The sequence below is a fragment of the Desulfofalx alkaliphila DSM 12257 genome, assembly GCF_000711975.1.
Classification (GTDB): Bacteria; Bacillota; Desulfotomaculia; order Desulfotomaculales; family Desulfohalotomaculaceae; genus Desulfofalx; species Desulfofalx alkaliphila.
This window is the reverse complement of sequence record NZ_JONT01000001.1, coordinates 276,539-293,863: the sequence shown is the minus strand read 5'-3', so window position 1 is coordinate 293,863 and position 17,325 is coordinate 276,539. Positions and strand designations below refer to the sequence as shown.

The 17,325-nt window shown below is 45.8% G+C and carries 19 protein-coding genes; 9 read left to right on the top strand and 10 right to left on the bottom strand.

Going from position 1 to position 17,325, the window contains the following annotated elements:
• Positions 1-42 precede the first annotated feature (42 nt).
• From BR02_RS0101500 to BR02_RS0101490, 3 genes are all read right to left on the bottom strand, one after another.
• Complete coding sequence (locus BR02_RS0101500; RefSeq protein WP_031513519.1) at positions 43-1,038, bottom strand: hypothetical protein; 996 nt, start codon at positions 1,036-1,038, stop codon at positions 43-45.
• A 165-nt stretch (positions 1,039-1,203) separates the two neighbouring features.
• A complete protein-coding gene (locus tag BR02_RS0101495) occupies positions 1,204-2,814 on the bottom strand; it encodes a glycoside hydrolase family 57 protein (RefSeq protein ID WP_031513517.1) in 1,611 nt (536 codons plus the stop codon).
• A gap of 30 nt (positions 2,815-2,844) precedes the next feature.
• On the bottom strand, positions 2,845-3,564 hold the full coding sequence (locus BR02_RS0101490; RefSeq protein WP_031513515.1) for a DUF4912 domain-containing protein: 720 nt from the start codon (positions 3,562-3,564) through the stop codon (positions 2,845-2,847).
• A gap of 218 nt (positions 3,565-3,782) precedes the next feature.
• On the opposite strand from BR02_RS0101490, the gene BR02_RS0101485 reads away from it, so the two are divergent.
• The 5 genes from BR02_RS0101485 (at position 3,783) to trmL (ending at position 6,457) form a co-directional block, all read left to right on the top strand.
• Positions 3,783-4,448 carry a CPBP family intramembrane glutamic endopeptidase gene (locus tag BR02_RS0101485; protein ID WP_031513513.1) on the top strand — a complete coding sequence of 222 codons (666 nt, stop codon included), beginning with the start codon at positions 3,783-3,785 and terminating at the stop codon, positions 4,446-4,448.
• A gap of 225 nt (positions 4,449-4,673) precedes the next feature.
• Positions 4,674-4,808, top strand: a complete 135-nt coding sequence (locus BR02_RS15960; protein WP_274377097.1) for a hypothetical protein — start codon at positions 4,674-4,676, stop codon at positions 4,806-4,808.
• A gap of 138 nt (positions 4,809-4,946) precedes the next feature.
• On the top strand, positions 4,947-5,363 hold the full coding sequence (locus BR02_RS0101475) for a CoA-binding protein (RefSeq protein ID WP_031513511.1): 417 nt from the start codon (positions 4,947-4,949) through the stop codon (positions 5,361-5,363).
• 2 nt (positions 5,364-5,365) lie between these two features.
• A complete protein-coding gene (gene nth / locus BR02_RS0101470; RefSeq protein ID WP_031513508.1) occupies positions 5,366-5,998 on the top strand; it encodes an endonuclease III in 633 nt (210 codons plus the stop codon).
• Positions 5,999-6,457: a tRNA (uridine(34)/cytosine(34)/5-carboxymethylaminomethyluridine(34)-2'-O)-methyltransferase TrmL gene (trmL, locus tag BR02_RS0101465; protein WP_031513506.1), complete on the top strand. Its 459-nt coding sequence runs from the start codon at positions 5,999-6,001 to the stop codon at positions 6,455-6,457.
• 53 nt (positions 6,458-6,510) lie between these two features.
• Here trmL and BR02_RS0101460 read toward each other — a convergent pair whose 3' ends face one another.
• Positions 6,511-7,866 (bottom strand): sigma-54-dependent transcriptional regulator, encoded by a 1,356-nt coding sequence (locus tag BR02_RS0101460; RefSeq protein WP_031513505.1) that lies wholly within the window; start codon positions 7,864-7,866, stop codon positions 6,511-6,513.
• A 756-nt stretch (positions 7,867-8,622) separates the two neighbouring features.
• Between BR02_RS0101460 and BR02_RS0101455 the strand changes: the two genes are divergently transcribed.
• The 3 genes from BR02_RS0101455 to BR02_RS0101445 all read left to right on the top strand — a co-directional run bounded on the left by BR02_RS0101455 (position 8,623) and on the right by BR02_RS0101445 (position 10,928).
• Entirely contained in the window at positions 8,623-9,570 is a 948-nt protein-coding gene (locus BR02_RS0101455; protein ID WP_031513503.1) for a sulfite exporter TauE/SafE family protein, read from the top strand.
• Between the two features lie 37 nt (positions 9,571-9,607).
• Positions 9,608-10,096 (top strand): hypothetical protein, encoded by a 489-nt coding sequence (locus BR02_RS0101450; RefSeq protein ID WP_051688057.1) that lies wholly within the window; start codon positions 9,608-9,610, stop codon positions 10,094-10,096.
• 325 nt (positions 10,097-10,421) lie between these two features.
• The gene (locus tag BR02_RS0101445; protein WP_031513499.1) at positions 10,422-10,928 is read left to right on the top strand and encodes an HTH domain-containing protein; all 507 of its coding nucleotides are present in this window, start codon (positions 10,422-10,424) and stop codon (positions 10,926-10,928) included.
• Between the two features lie 42 nt (positions 10,929-10,970).
• Here BR02_RS0101445 and BR02_RS0101440 read toward each other — a convergent pair whose 3' ends face one another.
• The 5 genes from BR02_RS0101440 to gcvT all read right to left on the bottom strand — a co-directional run bounded on the left by BR02_RS0101440 (position 10,971) and on the right by gcvT (position 16,504).
• Positions 10,971-11,903 (bottom strand): cation diffusion facilitator family transporter, encoded by a 933-nt coding sequence (locus tag BR02_RS0101440; RefSeq protein WP_034638617.1) that lies wholly within the window; start codon positions 11,901-11,903, stop codon positions 10,971-10,973.
• Between the two features lie 272 nt (positions 11,904-12,175).
• A complete protein-coding gene (gene gcvPB / locus BR02_RS0101435; protein ID WP_031513496.1) occupies positions 12,176-13,636 on the bottom strand; it encodes an aminomethyl-transferring glycine dehydrogenase subunit GcvPB in 1,461 nt (486 codons plus the stop codon).
• The gene (gene gcvPA / locus BR02_RS0101430) at positions 13,633-14,967 is read right to left on the bottom strand and encodes an aminomethyl-transferring glycine dehydrogenase subunit GcvPA (RefSeq protein WP_031513494.1); all 1,335 of its coding nucleotides are present in this window, start codon (positions 14,965-14,967) and stop codon (positions 13,633-13,635) included. The genes gcvPB and gcvPA overlap by 4 nt, the downstream gene beginning before the upstream one ends.
• Positions 14,967-15,356 (bottom strand): glycine cleavage system protein GcvH, encoded by a 390-nt coding sequence (gene gcvH, locus BR02_RS0101425; protein ID WP_031513493.1) that lies wholly within the window; start codon positions 15,354-15,356, stop codon positions 14,967-14,969. The genes gcvPA and gcvH overlap by 1 nt, the downstream gene beginning before the upstream one ends.
• 53 nt (positions 15,357-15,409) lie before the next feature.
• Positions 15,410-16,504 carry a glycine cleavage system aminomethyltransferase GcvT gene (gene gcvT, locus BR02_RS0101420; protein WP_031513491.1) on the bottom strand — a complete coding sequence of 365 codons (1,095 nt, stop codon included), beginning with the start codon at positions 16,502-16,504 and terminating at the stop codon, positions 15,410-15,412.
• Positions 16,505-16,816: 312 nt separating this feature from the next.
• Between gcvT and BR02_RS0101415 the strand changes: the two genes are divergently transcribed.
• Positions 16,817-17,032 (top strand): alpha/beta-type small acid-soluble spore protein, encoded by a 216-nt coding sequence (locus BR02_RS0101415; protein WP_031513488.1) that lies wholly within the window; start codon positions 16,817-16,819, stop codon positions 17,030-17,032.
• A 3-nt stretch (positions 17,033-17,035) separates the two neighbouring features.
• On the opposite strand, the gene BR02_RS0101410 is transcribed toward BR02_RS0101415, so the two are convergent.
• Positions 17,036-17,311, bottom strand: a complete 276-nt coding sequence (locus BR02_RS0101410; RefSeq protein ID WP_031513486.1) for a hypothetical protein — start codon at positions 17,309-17,311, stop codon at positions 17,036-17,038.
• Positions 17,312-17,325: the final 14 nt, after the last annotated feature.

Sequence of the window (17,325 nt, the reverse complement as noted above, 5' to 3'; positions counted from 1 at the left end):
ACCACCAATAAAAACCCGAAGGTTCCCCTTCGGGTTAGTTGACTACCAAATATAATCGTCATAAAGTATCGGCAGCGATACCTCCGTTTTACCAAAAAAGTTGGCAGCCATAACCAAAATGTCATTTATACCCGGCTCTAAATCTATGGTCTCACTGAAGGTGCCGTCGCCGCTGTTGACGGTAACCTTTTTAGTGCCTGCCAGCACCACCACTGTGCTGCCGGCATCCACCACACCTGTTATTGTCACTCTGTCAGTGGTAACCAAGTCAGGGGCTGCCACTTCAATCCGCGGCGGTATGCCTTTAATTACAGTGTTTACCGTGGTAGATAATCCATAATTATTCACAGCCACCACCCTAACGGTATTGTTCCCCTTGTTTTTTAGCTGCACCGTGCCGGAAAAACCGCCGTTGGCATCTGCCTTTATTTTGTTGTTGTCAATATAAACAACAGAACCGGGATCGGTATAGCCGCTAAGGGTAACCGTTGTGGATGTACTCTCACTGGGGGCAAAAACCTGTAGGCTGGGCCTTTCGGCAGCAAAATTCACTTGCCTCTCCACCCGGGTGCTGTTGCCCTTATTATCCACCGCGATAACCTGGATGGTGTTATTGCCAACCTTTAGCTCCACATCTGTGCTAAAGGTTCCGTCATTGCGAAGCCGTATGGAGCGCCCGTTGACATAAACTGTACACTGGCTGTCGGCGGTACCGGATATTTCCAGCTCACTATGATTTGTAGTCATTTGCTCGGGCAGATTAACGGTTAAACCGGGTCCTGCTGCCGGCTGCTCTTCATTATCCTTAGAAACCGCCGGCTCCGGGGCAGGCTCAGGCTCATCCTTTTTTTCGCTTTGTTCTGCATCATCCCTTTGGGCTTCCACCCCTTGGGACTGGCTTTGCTGCGTCGCTTCCTCTGACTCTTGGTCCGACTGCCCGTCATCGTTATTAATAAAGGGAAGACTGCAGCCGGCCATCACCATTGATATTAAAAAAGCCATAAACAGCAACAATATCAAATTAGTATATTTTTTCATATACATACCACCTTAGATACCACCTTAGATATTTACGATATATTTCTACTTTTGGCACCTTATTTCCTGCCATTAATTAGCTTCCTATAAATATCCAGGTATTTTTTCCATTCTTACTGTCGAGAAAAAAGAAAACCACCTTTGACAAAAAAGGTGGCCTTGCTTTTATACCGCAAGTTGTTTTTCCCCTCCCCTGGTGCGAAAAACCCGGTAATCCAAGTCAGGAAAAATATTGTCACTGTACTCTAAATGCTGCAACCAAGCCTCGTCAATGCGGTTCTCGGTAATCATACGGTATAACTGCAGCATATTATCAAGGTGCCTTTTTGTGCGGCGCACCGCATATTCAACAGTGGTGCCGGTGAACATAATAAAAGCCCAATCACTGGCCTGGGCCAGCATTAATTCCCTGGCCGCTTGATTCAGTGCCCGCCGATGGCTGCCGCCGCTTTCCGGGTAGCGGTTAGCCAGCTCCACCATCTTTTCCGTCGCTTCGTGCAGGTGTCGGTAAATCCAAGCGTTTTCTCTGCACAACCAAACCTCATGATAGCCCTTATTGCCCCAGCTGGACTCACAGGGGGTGGCCACTTGATTTACCGGGTGCCGCCGGAGATAGTCCCCCGGTGTAATCAGCTCCACTATTTTATCGCTTTCATGTATTTTTCTTATCAATGCCTCCAGCCATTGGGGACCTTCATACCACCAGTGCCCAAATAATTCTGCATCATATGGCGCCACAATAATTGGCGGCCGATCCATTAAGCCGGCAAGATGCTCAATTTGTCTCTCCCGGTTAAACATAAAGTTGCCGGCATGTAATTGCACCTTATACTGGGCCCACTGGGGTACATAGGGGGCCTTTTCTGAAAGGTCCACCTTACCGGTAATGCGATGGTACTTAAAGCCGGTATTATGCCTAATGCCGTCAGGGTGAATATATTCCCAGATATATTCTTCATCCATGTCAAAACCAATATCCCGGTAGTATTCCCGGTAATCGGCATCGCCGGGATAACCCTCATCGGCACTCCAAACCTGCTTAGATGACTGAACATCCCGGCCAAAGGCCGCAACCCCGCTGGGGCAATAAAGGGGGGCATGGATGCCATACCGGGGTCGGTGGGATGCATACATCACTCCATGGGTGTCAGTAAAGAAAAACTTGATACCAAATTCCTTTAATACCTCGTCTACACCTTCGGCATAGGCACATTCGGGCAGCCAAAGACCCCTTGGTGTTTGCCCAAAATGCTTGCGGTACACATTGACAGCCGTTTCTACCTGGGCATATATTGATTCCCTTCTTCTCATGAAGGGCATGTAGCCATGGGTGGCACCGCAGGTAATCAGCTCCACTCTGCCGCTGTTTTGCAGCCTTTTAAAGGCATCAATTAAATTACAGTGGTAGGTATGGCAAAAAGTGTGATATGACTCCTTTAGCCGCTGCCTGTACATAAGCGCAGTTTCATGGAAGTCACTGCCTTGGGTGCGGTGTACCTCTCTTTCCGCCAAGTCCATTAACCTTTCCAAATGTCTTACATAGCGCTGCTGCAGCAGCGGATCACTTAACATACACAAGAGCGGAGGAGAAAGGGAAATGGTAATCCTAAAGGGGATATTGTCATATATTAAGCGTTCGAAAGCTTTTATCAAGGGTAAATAGGTTTCGGTGATAGCCTCATATAACCAGCGTTCTTCTAAGAAATATTCGTCCTCCGGGTGGCGCACAAAGGGCAGGTGGGCGTGCAACACCAGGGCCAGGTATCCTTTTGCCATTGCTAACTCCTTTCACAGCCATAGTTATTGTTACTGCTTCCTTATATTAAATTCCGGTGAACTGATATTAACCGGCAATTCTTCATAGAATATGGGCGAACTGACCCCATACCTGAATGTACCTTTCCCCGGGTAAACCCCTTCGATGGGCATCCAATATTCATCGATACAGTCAGAAATATTGGCCCTGGGTGTATTTACCCGGTTCGATCTCAATAGCAATATAAAGGTGCCGTCCGGCAGTATTCTTCCCAGGTCAACACAAAAGGTTTTATCCGGTGCACCCACATCAAAGTGCCAATCAGAGCTATCCTCGTTGATGATGATATCCCTATAGTGATTGGCGTTAAAGCCGTTAAAATCATCAATTCCCGTTATATCGTACACCCGCAATACCGGATGTGATTGATGCCAATTTGCTTCACCATATTTCCTAACAAAGTTATGTTGTAAGGTGGCGGTTATTTCCCAATAGGCATAGAGCCAGTTGGGATCCCTGGCCATAAGCACCAAATAATCTTTATTATACTTTTGCGGTAATTCCGGGTCAGGGGGCGGAGCTTTTTTTTCCCAAACAGGAAAAGATGTTAGCTCTTCAGCAAACTCCGCCCTAAACTGATCTTGGTTAGGCTCTGAAATGAGCTTATTAAGTTCTTGGGGTTTTAAATAGCGATACCACATGTAAGCAAACACCAGCAGCACCGCAATAACAGTCAGTGCTGCCGTACCCCATGACGTTAGGGTCTCCATAGATTTCCCTCCTTATTTTTTTAAATTGCATATAAAAAAACCAATAATGATTTTAGTTAATTTCTCTTATTAAACTAAGTTCTAGTATTACCACGTTAAATGACCTTTATTTACTTAATTCAAATTGATAATATGCGCTAATGCAGTAATTTTTTATCTGATATAATCCCTATCTTCCGGGATAACAATAAGTTAGATAGAATACGGGAGGTTTTTTTATGATAGAGACCAGGCCCAGGTGGGGCATAAAAGAAGTTGCCGCCGTCCTAATTCTAAGAATTATGGTGGTTTTTATTATTGCCAGAGTCATTTTACCCCTCTTTGCCCCGGCACCACAGGATATTCTAAGTATTTTAGATCGCTTAATTTTAATTGTTCTTACCTTAGCCTTTGTGATGCGCTTTGGCACCCTAGAGGATTTAGGTTTAAATTTTAGGCCCTTGGGAAAAAACATCCTCATCGGTTTAGTCGGGGGTGTGGGTTTATTGGGGCTGTCCGGTGCAGTGCGATACATTTTTGTATCAGTATTGGCTGCAGATATAAACAGCAATCCCTTGGTAGCAATGGCTGCCGCTGCAGCCACCCCACTGCAGCTGCTTTCTCCGCTTTTGATAGCCGGATTAATTGCCCCCATCGCCGAAGAAATCTATTACCGCGGATTTGCCCTGCCGGCCTTTATTGAAAGGTGGGGGGTAGTTGCCGGTGTCATCGCCTCCGGGCTCTTTTTTTCAGCGGTACATTTAAGCACCCTTTGGTTCGTAGAAATTGCCCTGGTGGGCATGGGCCTGGCAGCCCTTTATTACTGGACCGGTTCACTGCTTCCTGGGATTATAGCCCATGGTTTTGTCAACACCACCCGGCTAATTATCGTTTACTTAAGTTAAATTCTGTCCAAAACATATGTTGACACCCTAAAATAAGAGTAGAATTAATTGACACCCCCGCAATTTGTAATAAAAAGCACAAACCGAGAAAGCCCTTTATAAATAATAAGGATCATGGCTTGCCAAGGTGAATAATTGCCCTTAACTTCCCTTTACTAAGGGCTTATTTGTGATAAAATGTACATAATCCATCGGGACAAAAAACGTTTTAAGGAGGGATGCCCCATGATGGATAAAGAAATTTTGCAGAACTACCAACATAATTACCGCCAACCGGCAAAGGATTATAGGGGTCAATTTCTCTGGTTCATTACAGCTCTTACAATAATTGTACCTGCATTGATATATATCTATGGATAATAAAATCCGAGGCAGTGCCTCGGATTTTACTTTTGCAGACTCATCCTATTTAGAATATTTTCAACAATATCCCTAGCTTAATTTGTAGCGTTTTTGGTATATTATTAAATGGACTACTATTCAGGAGGTAAGTAAGAAATGTTTTTAAATCCCACCGAAAATGAAATTAAAAATTTGCTGCAAGAAGCCCGCACAATTGCTGTGGTGGGCCTTTCCGACAAACCCGAGCGCGACAGTCACATGGTAGCCAAATACCTACAGGAAAAGGGTTATAGAATTATTCCGGTAAATCCCAAGTTAGACTCGGTCTTGGGGGAAAAAGCCTATAAAAAGGTAAGCGAAATACCGGACCCCATAGATATTGTGAACGTTTTCCGCCGCAGCATTGATACACCCCCGGTGGTGGAAGACAGCCTTGCAAAAAAGCCCAAGGCAGTTTGGCTGCAGTTGGGCATACAAAACGACGAGGCTGCAAAAATAGCCCAGGACAACAAGATCACAATGATTATGAACCGATGCATTAAAATTGACCATGCAAAGTTACTGGGTGAATAGCATTGACAGGGCAAGTAAGAGAGATTCTTAAGCGTTTACATGCTGCCTACCCCCATGCCAAGTGCGGGTTAAATCACCGCAACCCCTTTGAGTTGCTGGTGGCCACCATACTAAGTGCCCAATGCACCGATAAAAGAGTAAATATTATCACTGAAAAACTTTTTGAGAAATACCCCACTCCCCGACACTTTGCAGAGCTAACCCCGGAAAAACTGGCAGAGGAAATAAAGGGCTGCGGTTTACACCGCAATAAAAGCAAGGCAATTGTCGAGACCTGCCGCCTGTTGGTAGAAAAATATCAAGGTAAGGTACCCGACCGGCGAGAGGCTCTGGAAGCACTGCCGGGGGTAGGGCGCAAAACAGCCGGGGTGGTGTTAGGGGTAGCTTATAATCAAGCCACACTTCCGGTGGATACCCACGTACACCGGGTAGCCCATCGTCTGGGTTTGGCCAGCGGCAAAAACCCAAATACCACCGAACAGGAATTAATGGCCTGTATTGATAAAGAATTGTGGCAACCTGCCCACCACTGGTTTATTGCCCACGGGCGGGAAACCTGTGACGCCAGGCGTCCCAAGTGCAATGATTGTGTTCTATGGGATTTATGCCCCCATCGTTTAAAAGGAGAGAAATAAATGCACATTGTTTTAGTGGAACCGGAGATACCGGCAAATGCCGGCAACATATCCCGCACCTGTTCAGTGACCGGGACCGGCTTACACCTTGTCAGACCCCTTGGTTTTTCCACCGACGACAAGCATTTAAAAAGGGCCGGTTTAGACTATTGGCATACACTGGACTTACACTATTACGACAATTTTGCCCAAGTGCAGCAAAAATATCCCCAGGGCAGGTTTTGGTACGTTACCACCAAGGGCAGCCGCTCTTACAGTGAAATAAAATATCAACCGGGGGATTTTTTAGTTTTCGGCAAAGAAACTGCCGGATTACCCAAGGAACTGCTGGCAGCCAATAAAGACAAATGTATACGCATTCCTATGATTGCCGGTATGCGTTCATTGAATTTATCCAATTCTGTGGCAATTGTACTGTATGAAGCACTGCGCCAGCAGGGCTTTAAGAACATGGGCTAGTAAAAAATAGAAGGGATGACACCATATTTATTATGACGTTACCCCTTCTATTATTAATTTAATTTTATATTGTATTTTTGAGTGCGGTAAATAAGTGCTGACCGGGTAATGCCCAGCAGTTGTGCAGCCTTAGTTTGATTGCCGGCACTTTTTTCTAAGGCTTTTAAAATCAGTTCCTTTTCCACCTGGTGCAGCGAAATGCCACCTTCAGGAAGATCTATTATTGTCTCAGACTGGGCATCGGTGTTGCGCTGCAGCTCTTTGGGTAAATGCTCCGGAGTAATTTCTTCCTTCGGACAAATGATTACCGCCCTTTCAATGACATTCTGCAGCTCTTGAACATTACCGGGCCAATGATAATTTATTAATAATTCCATAGCCTCGTCAGAAATACCTTTTACCGGGTATGTTCCTATGGCATGCTTGGATAAAAAATTACTGGCCAAAAGCGGAATATCTTCCTTGCGTTCACGCAGCGGCGGCAGGTGAATGTTTATCACATTGAGCCGATTGTACAAATCCTCTCTAAACTCCCCCATTTCCACTGCTTTGCCAATATCTTTACGGGTAGCGGCTATTACCCTCACGTCCACATTCAAGGAGTGATTTCCCCCCACCCGTTCAAAGGACTTATCCTTAATTACCCTTAATAGTTTTTCCTGCAGTTCAAGGGGCATATCGGCAACTTCCTCAAGGAAAATAGTTCCCTTATGGGCCATTTCGAAGCGGCCATACTTTAATGCCACCGCACCGGTAAAGGCCCCTTTTTCGTGGCCAAATAACTCACTTGCCAATAATTGTTTGGACAGGGCAGCACAGTTTAAGGCCACAAATGGCCGATCCTTTCTGTTGCTGGCCTGATGAATTGCCAAAGCCGTTACTGCCTTGCCGGTACCGGTTTCCCCTGTAATCAATACAGTGGCGTTGGTTGCTGCAACCCGCTCAATGAGCATTATTACTTCTTTTATTGCATGGCTCTCCCCAATAATAGCTCCATATTGTTTACTTAACTCAGATTTTAAGAAAGAAACCTGCGATACCAATTGGCTCAAATCAAGGGCATTTTTTACAACCATCCTCAATTCTTCTTTATCAAAGGGTTTTGTAATATAGTCAAAGGCCCCCAGTTTCATGGCCGACATGGCAGTTTCATTGGTGCCATAATCTGTGCTGATTATGACCGGTATATGGGGATGGATTTCTTTAATAACCTTTAATACTTCAATGCCGTCCATTTGCGGCATTACCAAGTCCAGCAACACAAGCGACGGGCCTTTATCCTTTAACAGTTTTATGCCGTCCACCCCATTGGTGGCTGTAATAACCCGATAGCCTTCCTCTTCCATGGCATCCTTTAAAGCCTTGCACATTTGTTCTTCATCATCAATAATCAGTATCTTAGGGATCATTCTTTTTCACCCCGCTTTGTAAACTCTAACATAAAGGTAGATAAATTTCGGCAAACACTTACTATAACAAAAGAATCGATAATTTAGAGCTATTTATTTCCTTATCAATTTTTTTACTTCATTATTGTAGCACACATATAAAACAGTAACAACAGTTATAGACAGCTGTTTGTTATCAAACACTTAGTAGTCATTATTGCACACCTGCCCATAGGTAATTCTCTCTTTTTACCGGGGTGCCGTGCAGCTATTCCGGTTGAAATCAGAAACAACAACAAAAGCAGGCATACCAAAATCCTTTCAAAAGAGAGCTTTTATGCACCCCCTCCACATAAACAGTGTATTTCCGAGCGCTTCCCATTACTATTGCTTGATTTCATACAGTTTGTCCCTGTTGATTTTGGTAAACTTATGGTATAATTGAATCAAATCAGCCAATTTCTTATGTTGCAGTCTATTATTAAGCAACGCACTTTGGTGTCTAATTGGTATTGTTTGTAATTCCGGTGTTTGGGTAAATATTTAATGAAAACAGATTGTTATTTTGTTAACAAACACCGGCAAGCATAGCTACTTATTGTTATTATAACACAAAAATATTGTTGTTTAAGGGTATACATTCATTTTTATGAAAAATGTTATTGCTAATTATTAATGTTAATGGGGTTCTGGGTTGTGAGTCTGATATCATTCAATAATCAAGATGTTTTAGCAATATTGCTTGTATATTTAGAAATTTCAGTCGGAGGTTGATTAATGATAAACAATCTAGCAGAACATTTTAGCTTCCTATACTTAAAAGTCTCTTCTGCTTTACCAAATGTAACTAACTCAATTTTTTCAGCATCATCCAATCCCGATACTGCCTGGTGGGTATGGCCTGTACTCTTGTTTTTTACTACATTTATTTTGGGTATCATAGCGGTACTGGCAGGTGTTGGCGGAGGAGTATTGTTTGTACCTATTGTTGGCACCTTCTTCCCCTTTCACCTGGACTTTGTTAGGGGGGCAGGTTTGATTGTGGCCTTGGCAGGGGCACTGGCCGCAGGGCCCAGCTTGCTTATTAAGGGTTTGGCCAACCTGCGATTGGCCTTGCCCGTTGCATTGATTGCATCCAGTTTTAGCATAATTGGAGCCTTTATAGGCTTAGCCTTACCCCAAGATATTTTACAGGTGGCAATGGGAGTTACCATATGCGCCATAGCCGCACTGTTTATCTTTTCCAAAGACAGCGATATTCCAAATGTACCCGGCCCCGACAAAATAGCCCGCCGGTTAAACATATCCGGTACTTATGTGGAAGAATCCACCGGTAAACAAATCAAATGGACCGTTTGGCGCACCGCCCAGGGCTACTTAGCCTTTATTCTGATTGGCCTAATAGCCGGAATGTTTGGTTTAGGTGCAGGCTGGGCCAACGTACCGGTGCTAAACCTCTTAATGGGTGCCCCGTTAAAGTTAGCAGTGGGCTCCAGTAAGTTTCTTCTTTCCATTACTGATACTTCCGCCGCTTGGATTTACTTAAATAAAGGTGCTGTTTTGCCCATTATTACCATTCCTTCGGTTATCGGTATTATGTTAGGTTCACTTGTGGGTGTAAGGTTATTGTCTAAATCTAAGCCTAAGGCAGTTAGATACCTGGTAATCTTCATGCTCTTGTTCGCCGGTATCAACTCAATGATAAAGGGTTTGGGAATAATTTAATAGATTTATATAGATTTAATAGATAGGGGGTAGCACAATGACTCAACAAAAATTAAGTAATCAACAAATTCATACAGATAGAAAGAAGCGTAAACACAAGCGCAGTAGAGGCGGCAGAATGCTTGTACCCGAAGAGCAAATTGCTTATGCAAAGATGATAAAATACGGTTCCTTAATTGGTATTGCAATGCTGTCTGTCACCTTTTTAGCCTATATATTTGGTGTTGTTCCCGGTAATATTCAACCCCACGAGGTGGCCCATTATTGGCATTTAAGCAGTGAACAGTTTATAAGCGCCACCGGAACACCCAGTGGGTGGGCATGGCTGGGCATGCTAGAATACGGTAACTTTTTAAGCATTCTGGGCATCGCCTGGCTAGCCAGCTTAACCATTATAGGTTATTTGGCCTTTTTAGTTCCTGCATATTTTAAGAAAAAGGACACTGCCTTTTTAACCATTGCCGTCGTTGAAGTGGCGGTACTGGTTGTAGCCGCATCGGGCATCTTGGGCTCAGTCGGTCACTAATCAGTTATTAGCCATAGATAAGGGTTGGCCGGTCATGATAAATGGCCGATTTAATGAGATTTAGCAGCACCACAGTGGTATAAGTGTGTTTTTAAACTCACCCTATATGATTTCAGACAGTTTCCCCCTGGTAATTTTATTAATATTATGCTACAATTGTCTTAAATGGCTGGGCATAGGCAATCTTGTCTGATATTATGCATGCCTTGTATATTTTGAATGTACTTTATTTTAATTAATTAATAAATACTGCCTCAGTAAGGATATTGATTATGCAGGGATTTATAAGGGCACTTAACCTATAATATTATGTGGGGGTTTGAAAATGTCTAAAGCAGAAAGGCTAAGCACTGTTAGACACAACCGCAGCAAAAACATAGAACTAATGTTACAATATTTAAGAAAAAAAACTCCTTCCGGAGGAGCCACACTGGATGAGCTCGCTAAATTATGTAAGGTGAGCACAAGGAACATCTATCGTTATATTAATGACATCGAAGAATTGGGCTTTGAATTGGTGCGTCCGGTGCAGCAAAAACCGGGCACCCCGGGTAAAGGAAGGTATCGCTTGCGCAGAAAGACACTGCCCCAATCAGAGACAATTACTGACCTAATGATGTTAATTAGCTATAATACTAAAATGCAAATGCTTTATCGGGAATTTCTTAATATATTGTATGAAATTTTTGTAAGACATTTAGCCGCCAAGTACCGTTTAAGCTTGCCTGCCGATTGGAGGTTTGACAGCTTCTCCCTTGGTAGCGGATCTAAAAGCAATACAGAAAGATATAGCTATAACATCAAGAACAAAACAATATCCTACTATATGTAAGAATGGCGGACACACGGTCCGCCATTAAAATTATCCCCCACTTTACTCCCCACAGGAAGTCTCCTCATTTTTTTTGCCCTGACATTTTGCCTTACACCCTTCACAATTCTCCGGCGGGCGGCATGGTTCACTATGAATCAAAACGGTACTGAGAGGCAGCTCCTTTTCTATTTCACTTTCAATTGCATCGCACAGTTGGTGCGCCTCCTGTATTGTTCTGCACCGGGGCACCACCAGATGTAAATCCACATGGCGGTGGGAACCGGCCTTTCTGGTGCGCAGCTTGTGGTAGCTGACATATTGCCTTTCATGACCTTTTAACAATTTATGAATGACTTCCTCATCTTCTGCCGGCAGACTGGTATCCAGCATGCTGCCCAGGGAATCCCGCAATAATCCAAAAGCCACCCTTAATATCAATACCGTTACACATATGGCAACAATGGGGTCAATGATATGCCAACCGGTGATTTTAATTAACACAATACCAATAAATACTGCCACCGAGCTATAGACGTCGGTGCGCAGGTGCCAGCCATCTGCCTCTAAGGCAGGGGAGTCTGTCTCCTTGGCCACCTTAAATAAACGGGATGAAATATACCAGTTAACAGCAGCGGACACCATCATCACAGCCATGCCCAGCCCTAAAGCATCCACATCCCCTTGACCGTAAATCAGTCTGGGAATAGCATGCCAAAGTATGGCCAGTGCCGCACAAACAATCAAAAGTGCCTCTACTATGGCGGCAAGATTTTCATACTTTCCATGGCCGTATCGGTGTAAATCGTCTGCCGGTTTAGCCGATTGACGCACTGACAAAAAGGCTATGAAGGATGCCACCACATCTAACCCTGAGTGCATAGCATCAGAAATGACACTGATTGATCCCATCATTATACCCGCCGTCAGTTTACCCACAAGCAAAAAACTGTTTGATATCATTGCCAGGCGGGCAACCTTCGCTTTAGAATCCAAGAATAAATCCTCCCTACCGGTGGGTTCGATAAATCGAACCTCTATAAAACTACTGCCGTGCCCGGCGGGCACAAGCTGAAAATGAAATTAAGACAAACATAGACCGCGGGGATGAACCCTTGGGAAAGGTGCTCTAAAACAAAAACCCGTGGGGGTCGATTTTGACTGTCCCACGGGAAATTCCCGCTGCCCTAAGGCCCGGTTTATAAGACCTGACTTGAATTATTTACTTCAAATTAATTTTATCATTCTAAGATTTAGGTGTCAATAAATTATTTGCTGTCATTGGCCTTATATCTCAGCACCGGACGCCGGGCAGCCCTAACTTCGTCCAAACGGCCTATACCGGTATTGTGGGGTGCCGTCTTGACCAGTTCCGGCTCTTCTTCCGCCTCTTGCAGTATTTTAATAACACTGTCTGCAAAATCATCCAGTGTTTCTTTACTCTCCGTCTCAGTGGGTTCCATCATCATCACTTCATCAATAATCAGCGGAAAATAAACGGTGGGTGGATGGTATCCATAGTCCACCATTCGTTTGGCTAAATCCAGGGTGCGCACTCCCTTCTCCTTAAGCCCCTTCTTCGGTTGGCAAACAAACTCATGCATACAGTGGCGTTCAAAGGGCATATTTAGATGGGGCGCCAGGCGGTGCATGAGGTAGTTGGCATTGAGCACGGCATGCTCGCTGACCGATTTTAAGCCCCTGCCTCCCTGGGAAAGCATGTAGGTGTAGGCCTTTACTATAACAGCAAAACTGCAGTAAAAACTGCGCACCCTGCCAATGGATAAGGGCCGGTTGTAATCCAGCCGGTAGCCATTGTCTTCTTTAACGACCACAGGTTTAGGTAAAAAGGGTTCTAATTGCGCAGAAACCCCCACCGGGCCACTGCCCGGGCCACCGCCCCCATGGGGAGTGGCAAAGGTTTTGTGCAGGTTTAGGTGCACCACATCAAACCCCATATCGCCGGGGCGGGTGATACCCATAATGGCATTCATATTGGCCCCGTCGTAGTACAGCAAGGCCCCTGCCTTGTGCACTATTTCTGAAATTTCAAGAATATTTTCTTCAAATAAACCCAGCGTATTGGGGTTAGTAAGCATAAGGGCAGCGGTTTGCTCATCCACCAGACTGCGCAATTCATCGACATCCACATTACCCCGCCTGTCAGACTTCACCGTTACCACCTTAAAGCCGGCCAGTGTAGCGGTGGCAGGGTTTGTGCCATGGGCTGAGTCGGGCACAATTACTTTATTTCGCTTTTCACCTTTATGCTCTAAATAGGCCTTAATTATCAAGAGGCCGGTAAGCTCACCGTGGGCACCGGCGGCAGGCTGCAGTGATATGGCATCCATGCCGGTTACTTCCGCCAGGTAATTCTGGGTATGGTAGAGCAGTTCCAGTGCCCCCTGCACCGTTTCCACGGGCTGATAGGGGTGCAGCTGGGTAAAACCCGGCAGGTTGGCGGCATCTTCACAAATTTTCGGATTGTATTTCATGGTGCAGGAACCCAGGGGGTAAAAACCCACATCCACACCAAAGTTCTTGCGGGATAGCCTGGTGTAATGGCGCACTGTATCAAGTTCGCTAACTTGAGGCAGACCGGGTGCCTGCCGGCGCAGCATATTGGCAGGCAGCAGCTGCTCCACCGGCTGATGGGGTACATCACTGTCAGGCATAGCTATGCCCTGACGGCCCGGCCGCGATTTTTCAAAAATCAGTGGTTCGGTCATTTACTAAACCCCCTTAAGGCCTCTACTAATCGCTCTATTTCTTCCCTGGTATGGACTTCGGTCACGCAAAATAGCATGCAGTTTTTCATTTCAGGGTAGTATTCAGCCAAGTTTAATCCGCCAATGATGCCCTGGTCCAAGAGAGCCTTGTTAATTTCTTCCGCTGGGTGAGGTAGGCGGACTACAAATTCTTTAAAAAAGGGGGCCGACCACACCGGACTAAAGCCGGGCAGATTTATTATCCCTTGATAGGCAAAATGAGCCTTTTGCAAACATTGCTCAGCCACCTGTTTTAACCCCTCCGGCCCCAGCAAGCTTAGGTGCACAGTGGCTGCCAGGGCACAGAGGGCCTGATTGGAGCAAATATTTGAGGTGGCCTTTTCACGGCGAATATGTTGCTCCCTGGCCTGGAGCGTAAGCACAAAACCCCTTTGCCCTTTACTGTCAGTGGTTTCTCCCACTATACGTCCGGGCATGCGGCGCAGCAGTTTATCGGTGCAGGCCATAAATCCCAGATAGGGGCCGCCATAGGACAGCGGGATACCTAAGCTCTGGCCTTCACCCACTGCAATATCTACACCACAGCTGCCCGGGTCGGCAATTAATCCCAAGGCCACCGGGTCGGCGCAGGCCACCGTCAGTGCCTTGGCCCCATGGGCAGCCTGGCTTATGGCGGTTAAGTCTTCCAGTACCCCAAAAAAGTTTGGCTGCTGGATTATAACCGCTGCCACTTCTTGATCCAGAAGTTGGTTTAGATGATTAAGGTCGGTGGCTCCCTCTTCAAAATCAATTTCTTCTATCTGCAGTTCCGGCCCCAGGGCATAGGTGCGCAGCACTTCCCGGTATTCCGGATGCACCGTTTTAGAAATGAGCACCTTGCTGCGCCTGGTGGCGGCACAGGCCATCAAGGCCGCCTCGGCCGTGGCAGAAGCTCCGTCGTACATTGAAGCATTGGCCACATCCATGCCGGTTAGCTCACAGATGATACTTTGATACTCAAATATGGCCTGCAGCATTCCCTGGCTCATTTCCGCCTGGTAGGGTGTGTAGGCAGTGTAAAACTCTGAACGCATAATAAGGTGTCGCACTGCGCTGGGTATATAATGCTGGTATGCTCCGGCCCCTAAAAAAGACAGCAGCTGGCTGTTCTTGGCCGCCAGCCGGTTTAAATGCCTGGCCAGCAGGGGTTCGGCCATGGGGCCGGGTATTTGCAGTGTTTGCTGCAGCCTAACTTCCCGGGGTATTTCCGCAAACAACTGCTCAATGCTATCAACACCGAGCTCGGTCAACATTTGCCGAAGGTCTTCTTCGGTATGGGGAATGAAATTCACTAGGCATTCTCCTCTATTAGTTGCTCATACTGTTCGCTGGACAGCAAATCTTCTATCTGAGATGCGTCTGTAAACTCTACCACTATCATCCAACCCTTTTCGTAGGGGTCTTCATTGATAATTTCAGGCGAATCCATCAGCTCTTCGTTAACCTCAATCACCTTGCCGGTGAGGGGCATCATTAAATCAGAAGCGGCTTTAACAGACTCCACCACACCAAAGGCGTCCCCTGCTTCTATAATGTCATCCACCTGGGGCAATTCAAGAAAAACTATGTCCCCCAAGGACTGCTGCGCATAGTCAGTAATACCTACCGTTGCGCGGTTGCCTTCTAACAATACCCATTCGTGGTCATTGCTGTACTTCAGTTCTACCGGTACTTTGCTCATATTTATTCCTCCTTAATTATCTGATCCAATGCATAATTTATAAGAGCCGTTACTTAAAGGCTTTTTTTGTAGAAAGGTTTTGTAACTACCTTGGCCTTTATTTCCTTACCCCGAATAAGCACCTCTAATTCGGTATCCACCGCTGCAAACTCCGGTTTAACGTAGGCCAATGCTATGTTGGTATTTAATGAAGGTGCAAAGCCGCCGGAAGTTACCCAACCCACAGGCTGTCCCCCGGCCTGTATTTGGTATCCGGTACGGGGTATGCCCCGCCCCACCATTTCTAGGCCGATCAAGCGATGGTCCGCCCCCTGCTCTTTTATTTTTAGCAGGGCCCCTTTACCTATAAAGTCTTCCTTATCAAATTTCACAGTCCAGCCTAAACCTGCCATGAGGGGGTTTATTTCTTCCGATAACTCTTGGCCGTAGAGGGGCAGGGCCGCCTCCATTCTCAAGGTGTCCCGGGCCCCCAGTCCCGCAGGAGTCAGTCCTTCATCTCTGCCGGCCTCCATCAGTGCATGCCACAGCTGCTCTACCCCTTCAGGATGGCAGTAGAGCTCAAATCCATCTTCGCCGGTGTAGCCGGTGCGAGACACCAAGCATGGCACCCCGGACACCGCTCCCACAGTGAAGTGGTATTTTTTTATGGTTTTTAGGTCCAAGGCAGTAATTTGCTGCAGAATTTTTTCTGCCCCAGGGCCTTGCAGTGCCAAGAGGGCGTATTCATCAGACTTGTCTGCCACTCCCACCTGGCCGCTGAGGTGAGATTCTATCCACAGCAGGTCCTTTTCTTTATTGGCGGCATTTACCACCAGCAGGTAACGGTTTAACCCCAGGTTATATATTAACAGGTCATCCACCGTTCCACCGTCTTCTTTCACCATGGGGGTATAAAGGATCCGGCCAATGCCAATCTTAGACACATCGTTGGTCACCAGCCGCTGTAAGAAGGGTAAAGCGTCGGCCCCCTCCACAAGTATCTCTCCCATGTGTGATACATCAAACAGCCCTGCAGATTCTCTGGTGGCTTGGTGCTCTTTGATAATACCCTGATACTGCACCGGCATATGCCAACCGCCAAACTCCACCATTTTTGCCCCGGTCTGCAGGTGAACCTGATATAAGGGTGTGCGTTTAAGTTCGGACATTATTTAACCTCCGTATCATTGTCTACCGTTGTATTAGTATGTAACAAATAAGGCCGAGAAAACCGCATGGAAGTGTTTTCTCCGCTTTATAAGGTGGGTAGTTAATTTTTCGACACTGTCACTTTTAGTTCCTGCCGATTATGCAAAATGTTTCCTATTGACAGGTCCTTATAATTATCAGGTAACTGCCTATAATATGTTACAGGGCGAGCGGTGGCTGAAATGTTTTGCGGGTTTCACCGAGAAACCCTTCTCTTGGCTGAGAAGGGTTTTGGATTTCGGTTTTTATTCTAAGAAAGGAGTGTTTAAATAATGACAAAGAAAAAAGCTAACAGAAAGAAACCTAAGCCACCCACAAAAGAAGATTTGCTGCGGTTAGAAATAGCCGAAGAATTGGGTTTGGGAGATAAAATACGCAAGTATGGCTGGGGGAGCCTCAACGCCAAAGAAGCAGGACGTATCGGAGGTATTATCACCCAGCGTATAAAAAAAGGGTTGATTACCGATTATAAGGCCAAAAACCACTAACAGCTACTCTTTGGTGGGGAATTTAATAACCTTGCCTTCTTTGGGTTTACCGTATTTCATGGGTGGAGCACAGGAGGTGCATCCTCCGCAACCCCCGCCTATTACATCTAACAAGTCCTTCTCCACCAGTTCTGTTAAAATGCGATTGGATAACTCAATGGGGCCAGTGTTGTAGGTAATTGAACGGTTAACATGGTGTAAAACAGAAACAATTAAAGCCTCCATTTCTTCTTTGCTTAAATCCGCCACTTTCTCCGGATAGATGGTACACTTAATCAACCTTTTCACCCCTT

Excerpts from the sequence above, each read along its gene's own strand:
- trmL (WP_031513506.1), top strand. The coding sequence starts at position 5,999 with ATGCACATTGTTTTAGTGGAACCGGAGATACCGGCAAATGCCGGCAAC.
- BR02_RS0101485 (WP_031513513.1), top strand. The coding sequence starts at position 3,783 with ATGATAGAGACCAGGCCCAGGTGGGGCATAAAAGAAGTTGCCGCCGTC.
- BR02_RS15960 (WP_274377097.1), top strand. The coding sequence starts at position 4,674 with ATGATGGATAAAGAAATTTTGCAGAACTACCAACATAATTACCGCCAA.
- BR02_RS0101415 (WP_031513488.1), top strand. The coding sequence starts at position 16,817 with ATGACAAAGAAAAAAGCTAACAGAAAGAAACCTAAGCCACCCACAAAA.
- BR02_RS0101455 (WP_031513503.1), top strand. The coding sequence starts at position 8,623 with ATGATAAACAATCTAGCAGAACATTTTAGCTTCCTATACTTAAAAGTC.
- BR02_RS0101460 (WP_031513505.1), bottom strand. The coding sequence starts at position 7,866 with ATGATCCCTAAGATACTGATTATTGATGATGAAGAACAAATGTGCAAG.
- BR02_RS0101450 (WP_051688057.1), top strand. The coding sequence starts at position 9,608 with ATGACTCAACAAAAATTAAGTAATCAACAAATTCATACAGATAGAAAG.
- gcvH (WP_031513493.1), bottom strand. The coding sequence starts at position 15,356 with ATGAGCAAAGTACCGGTAGAACTGAAGTACAGCAATGACCACGAATGG.
- BR02_RS0101490 (WP_031513515.1), bottom strand. The coding sequence starts at position 3,564 with ATGGAGACCCTAACGTCATGGGGTACGGCAGCACTGACTGTTATTGCG.
- gcvT (WP_031513491.1), bottom strand. The coding sequence starts at position 16,504 with ATGTCCGAACTTAAACGCACACCCTTATATCAGGTTCACCTGCAGACC.
- BR02_RS0101495 (WP_031513517.1), bottom strand. The coding sequence starts at position 2,814 with ATGGCAAAAGGATACCTGGCCCTGGTGTTGCACGCCCACCTGCCCTTT.
- BR02_RS0101500 (WP_031513519.1), bottom strand. The coding sequence starts at position 1,038 with ATGAAAAAATATACTAATTTGATATTGTTGCTGTTTATGGCTTTTTTA.
- gcvPB (WP_031513496.1), bottom strand. The coding sequence starts at position 13,636 with ATGACCGAACCACTGATTTTTGAAAAATCGCGGCCGGGCCGTCAGGGC.
- BR02_RS0101445 (WP_031513499.1), top strand. The coding sequence starts at position 10,422 with ATGTCTAAAGCAGAAAGGCTAAGCACTGTTAGACACAACCGCAGCAAA.
- BR02_RS0101475 (WP_031513511.1), top strand. The coding sequence starts at position 4,947 with ATGTTTTTAAATCCCACCGAAAATGAAATTAAAAATTTGCTGCAAGAA.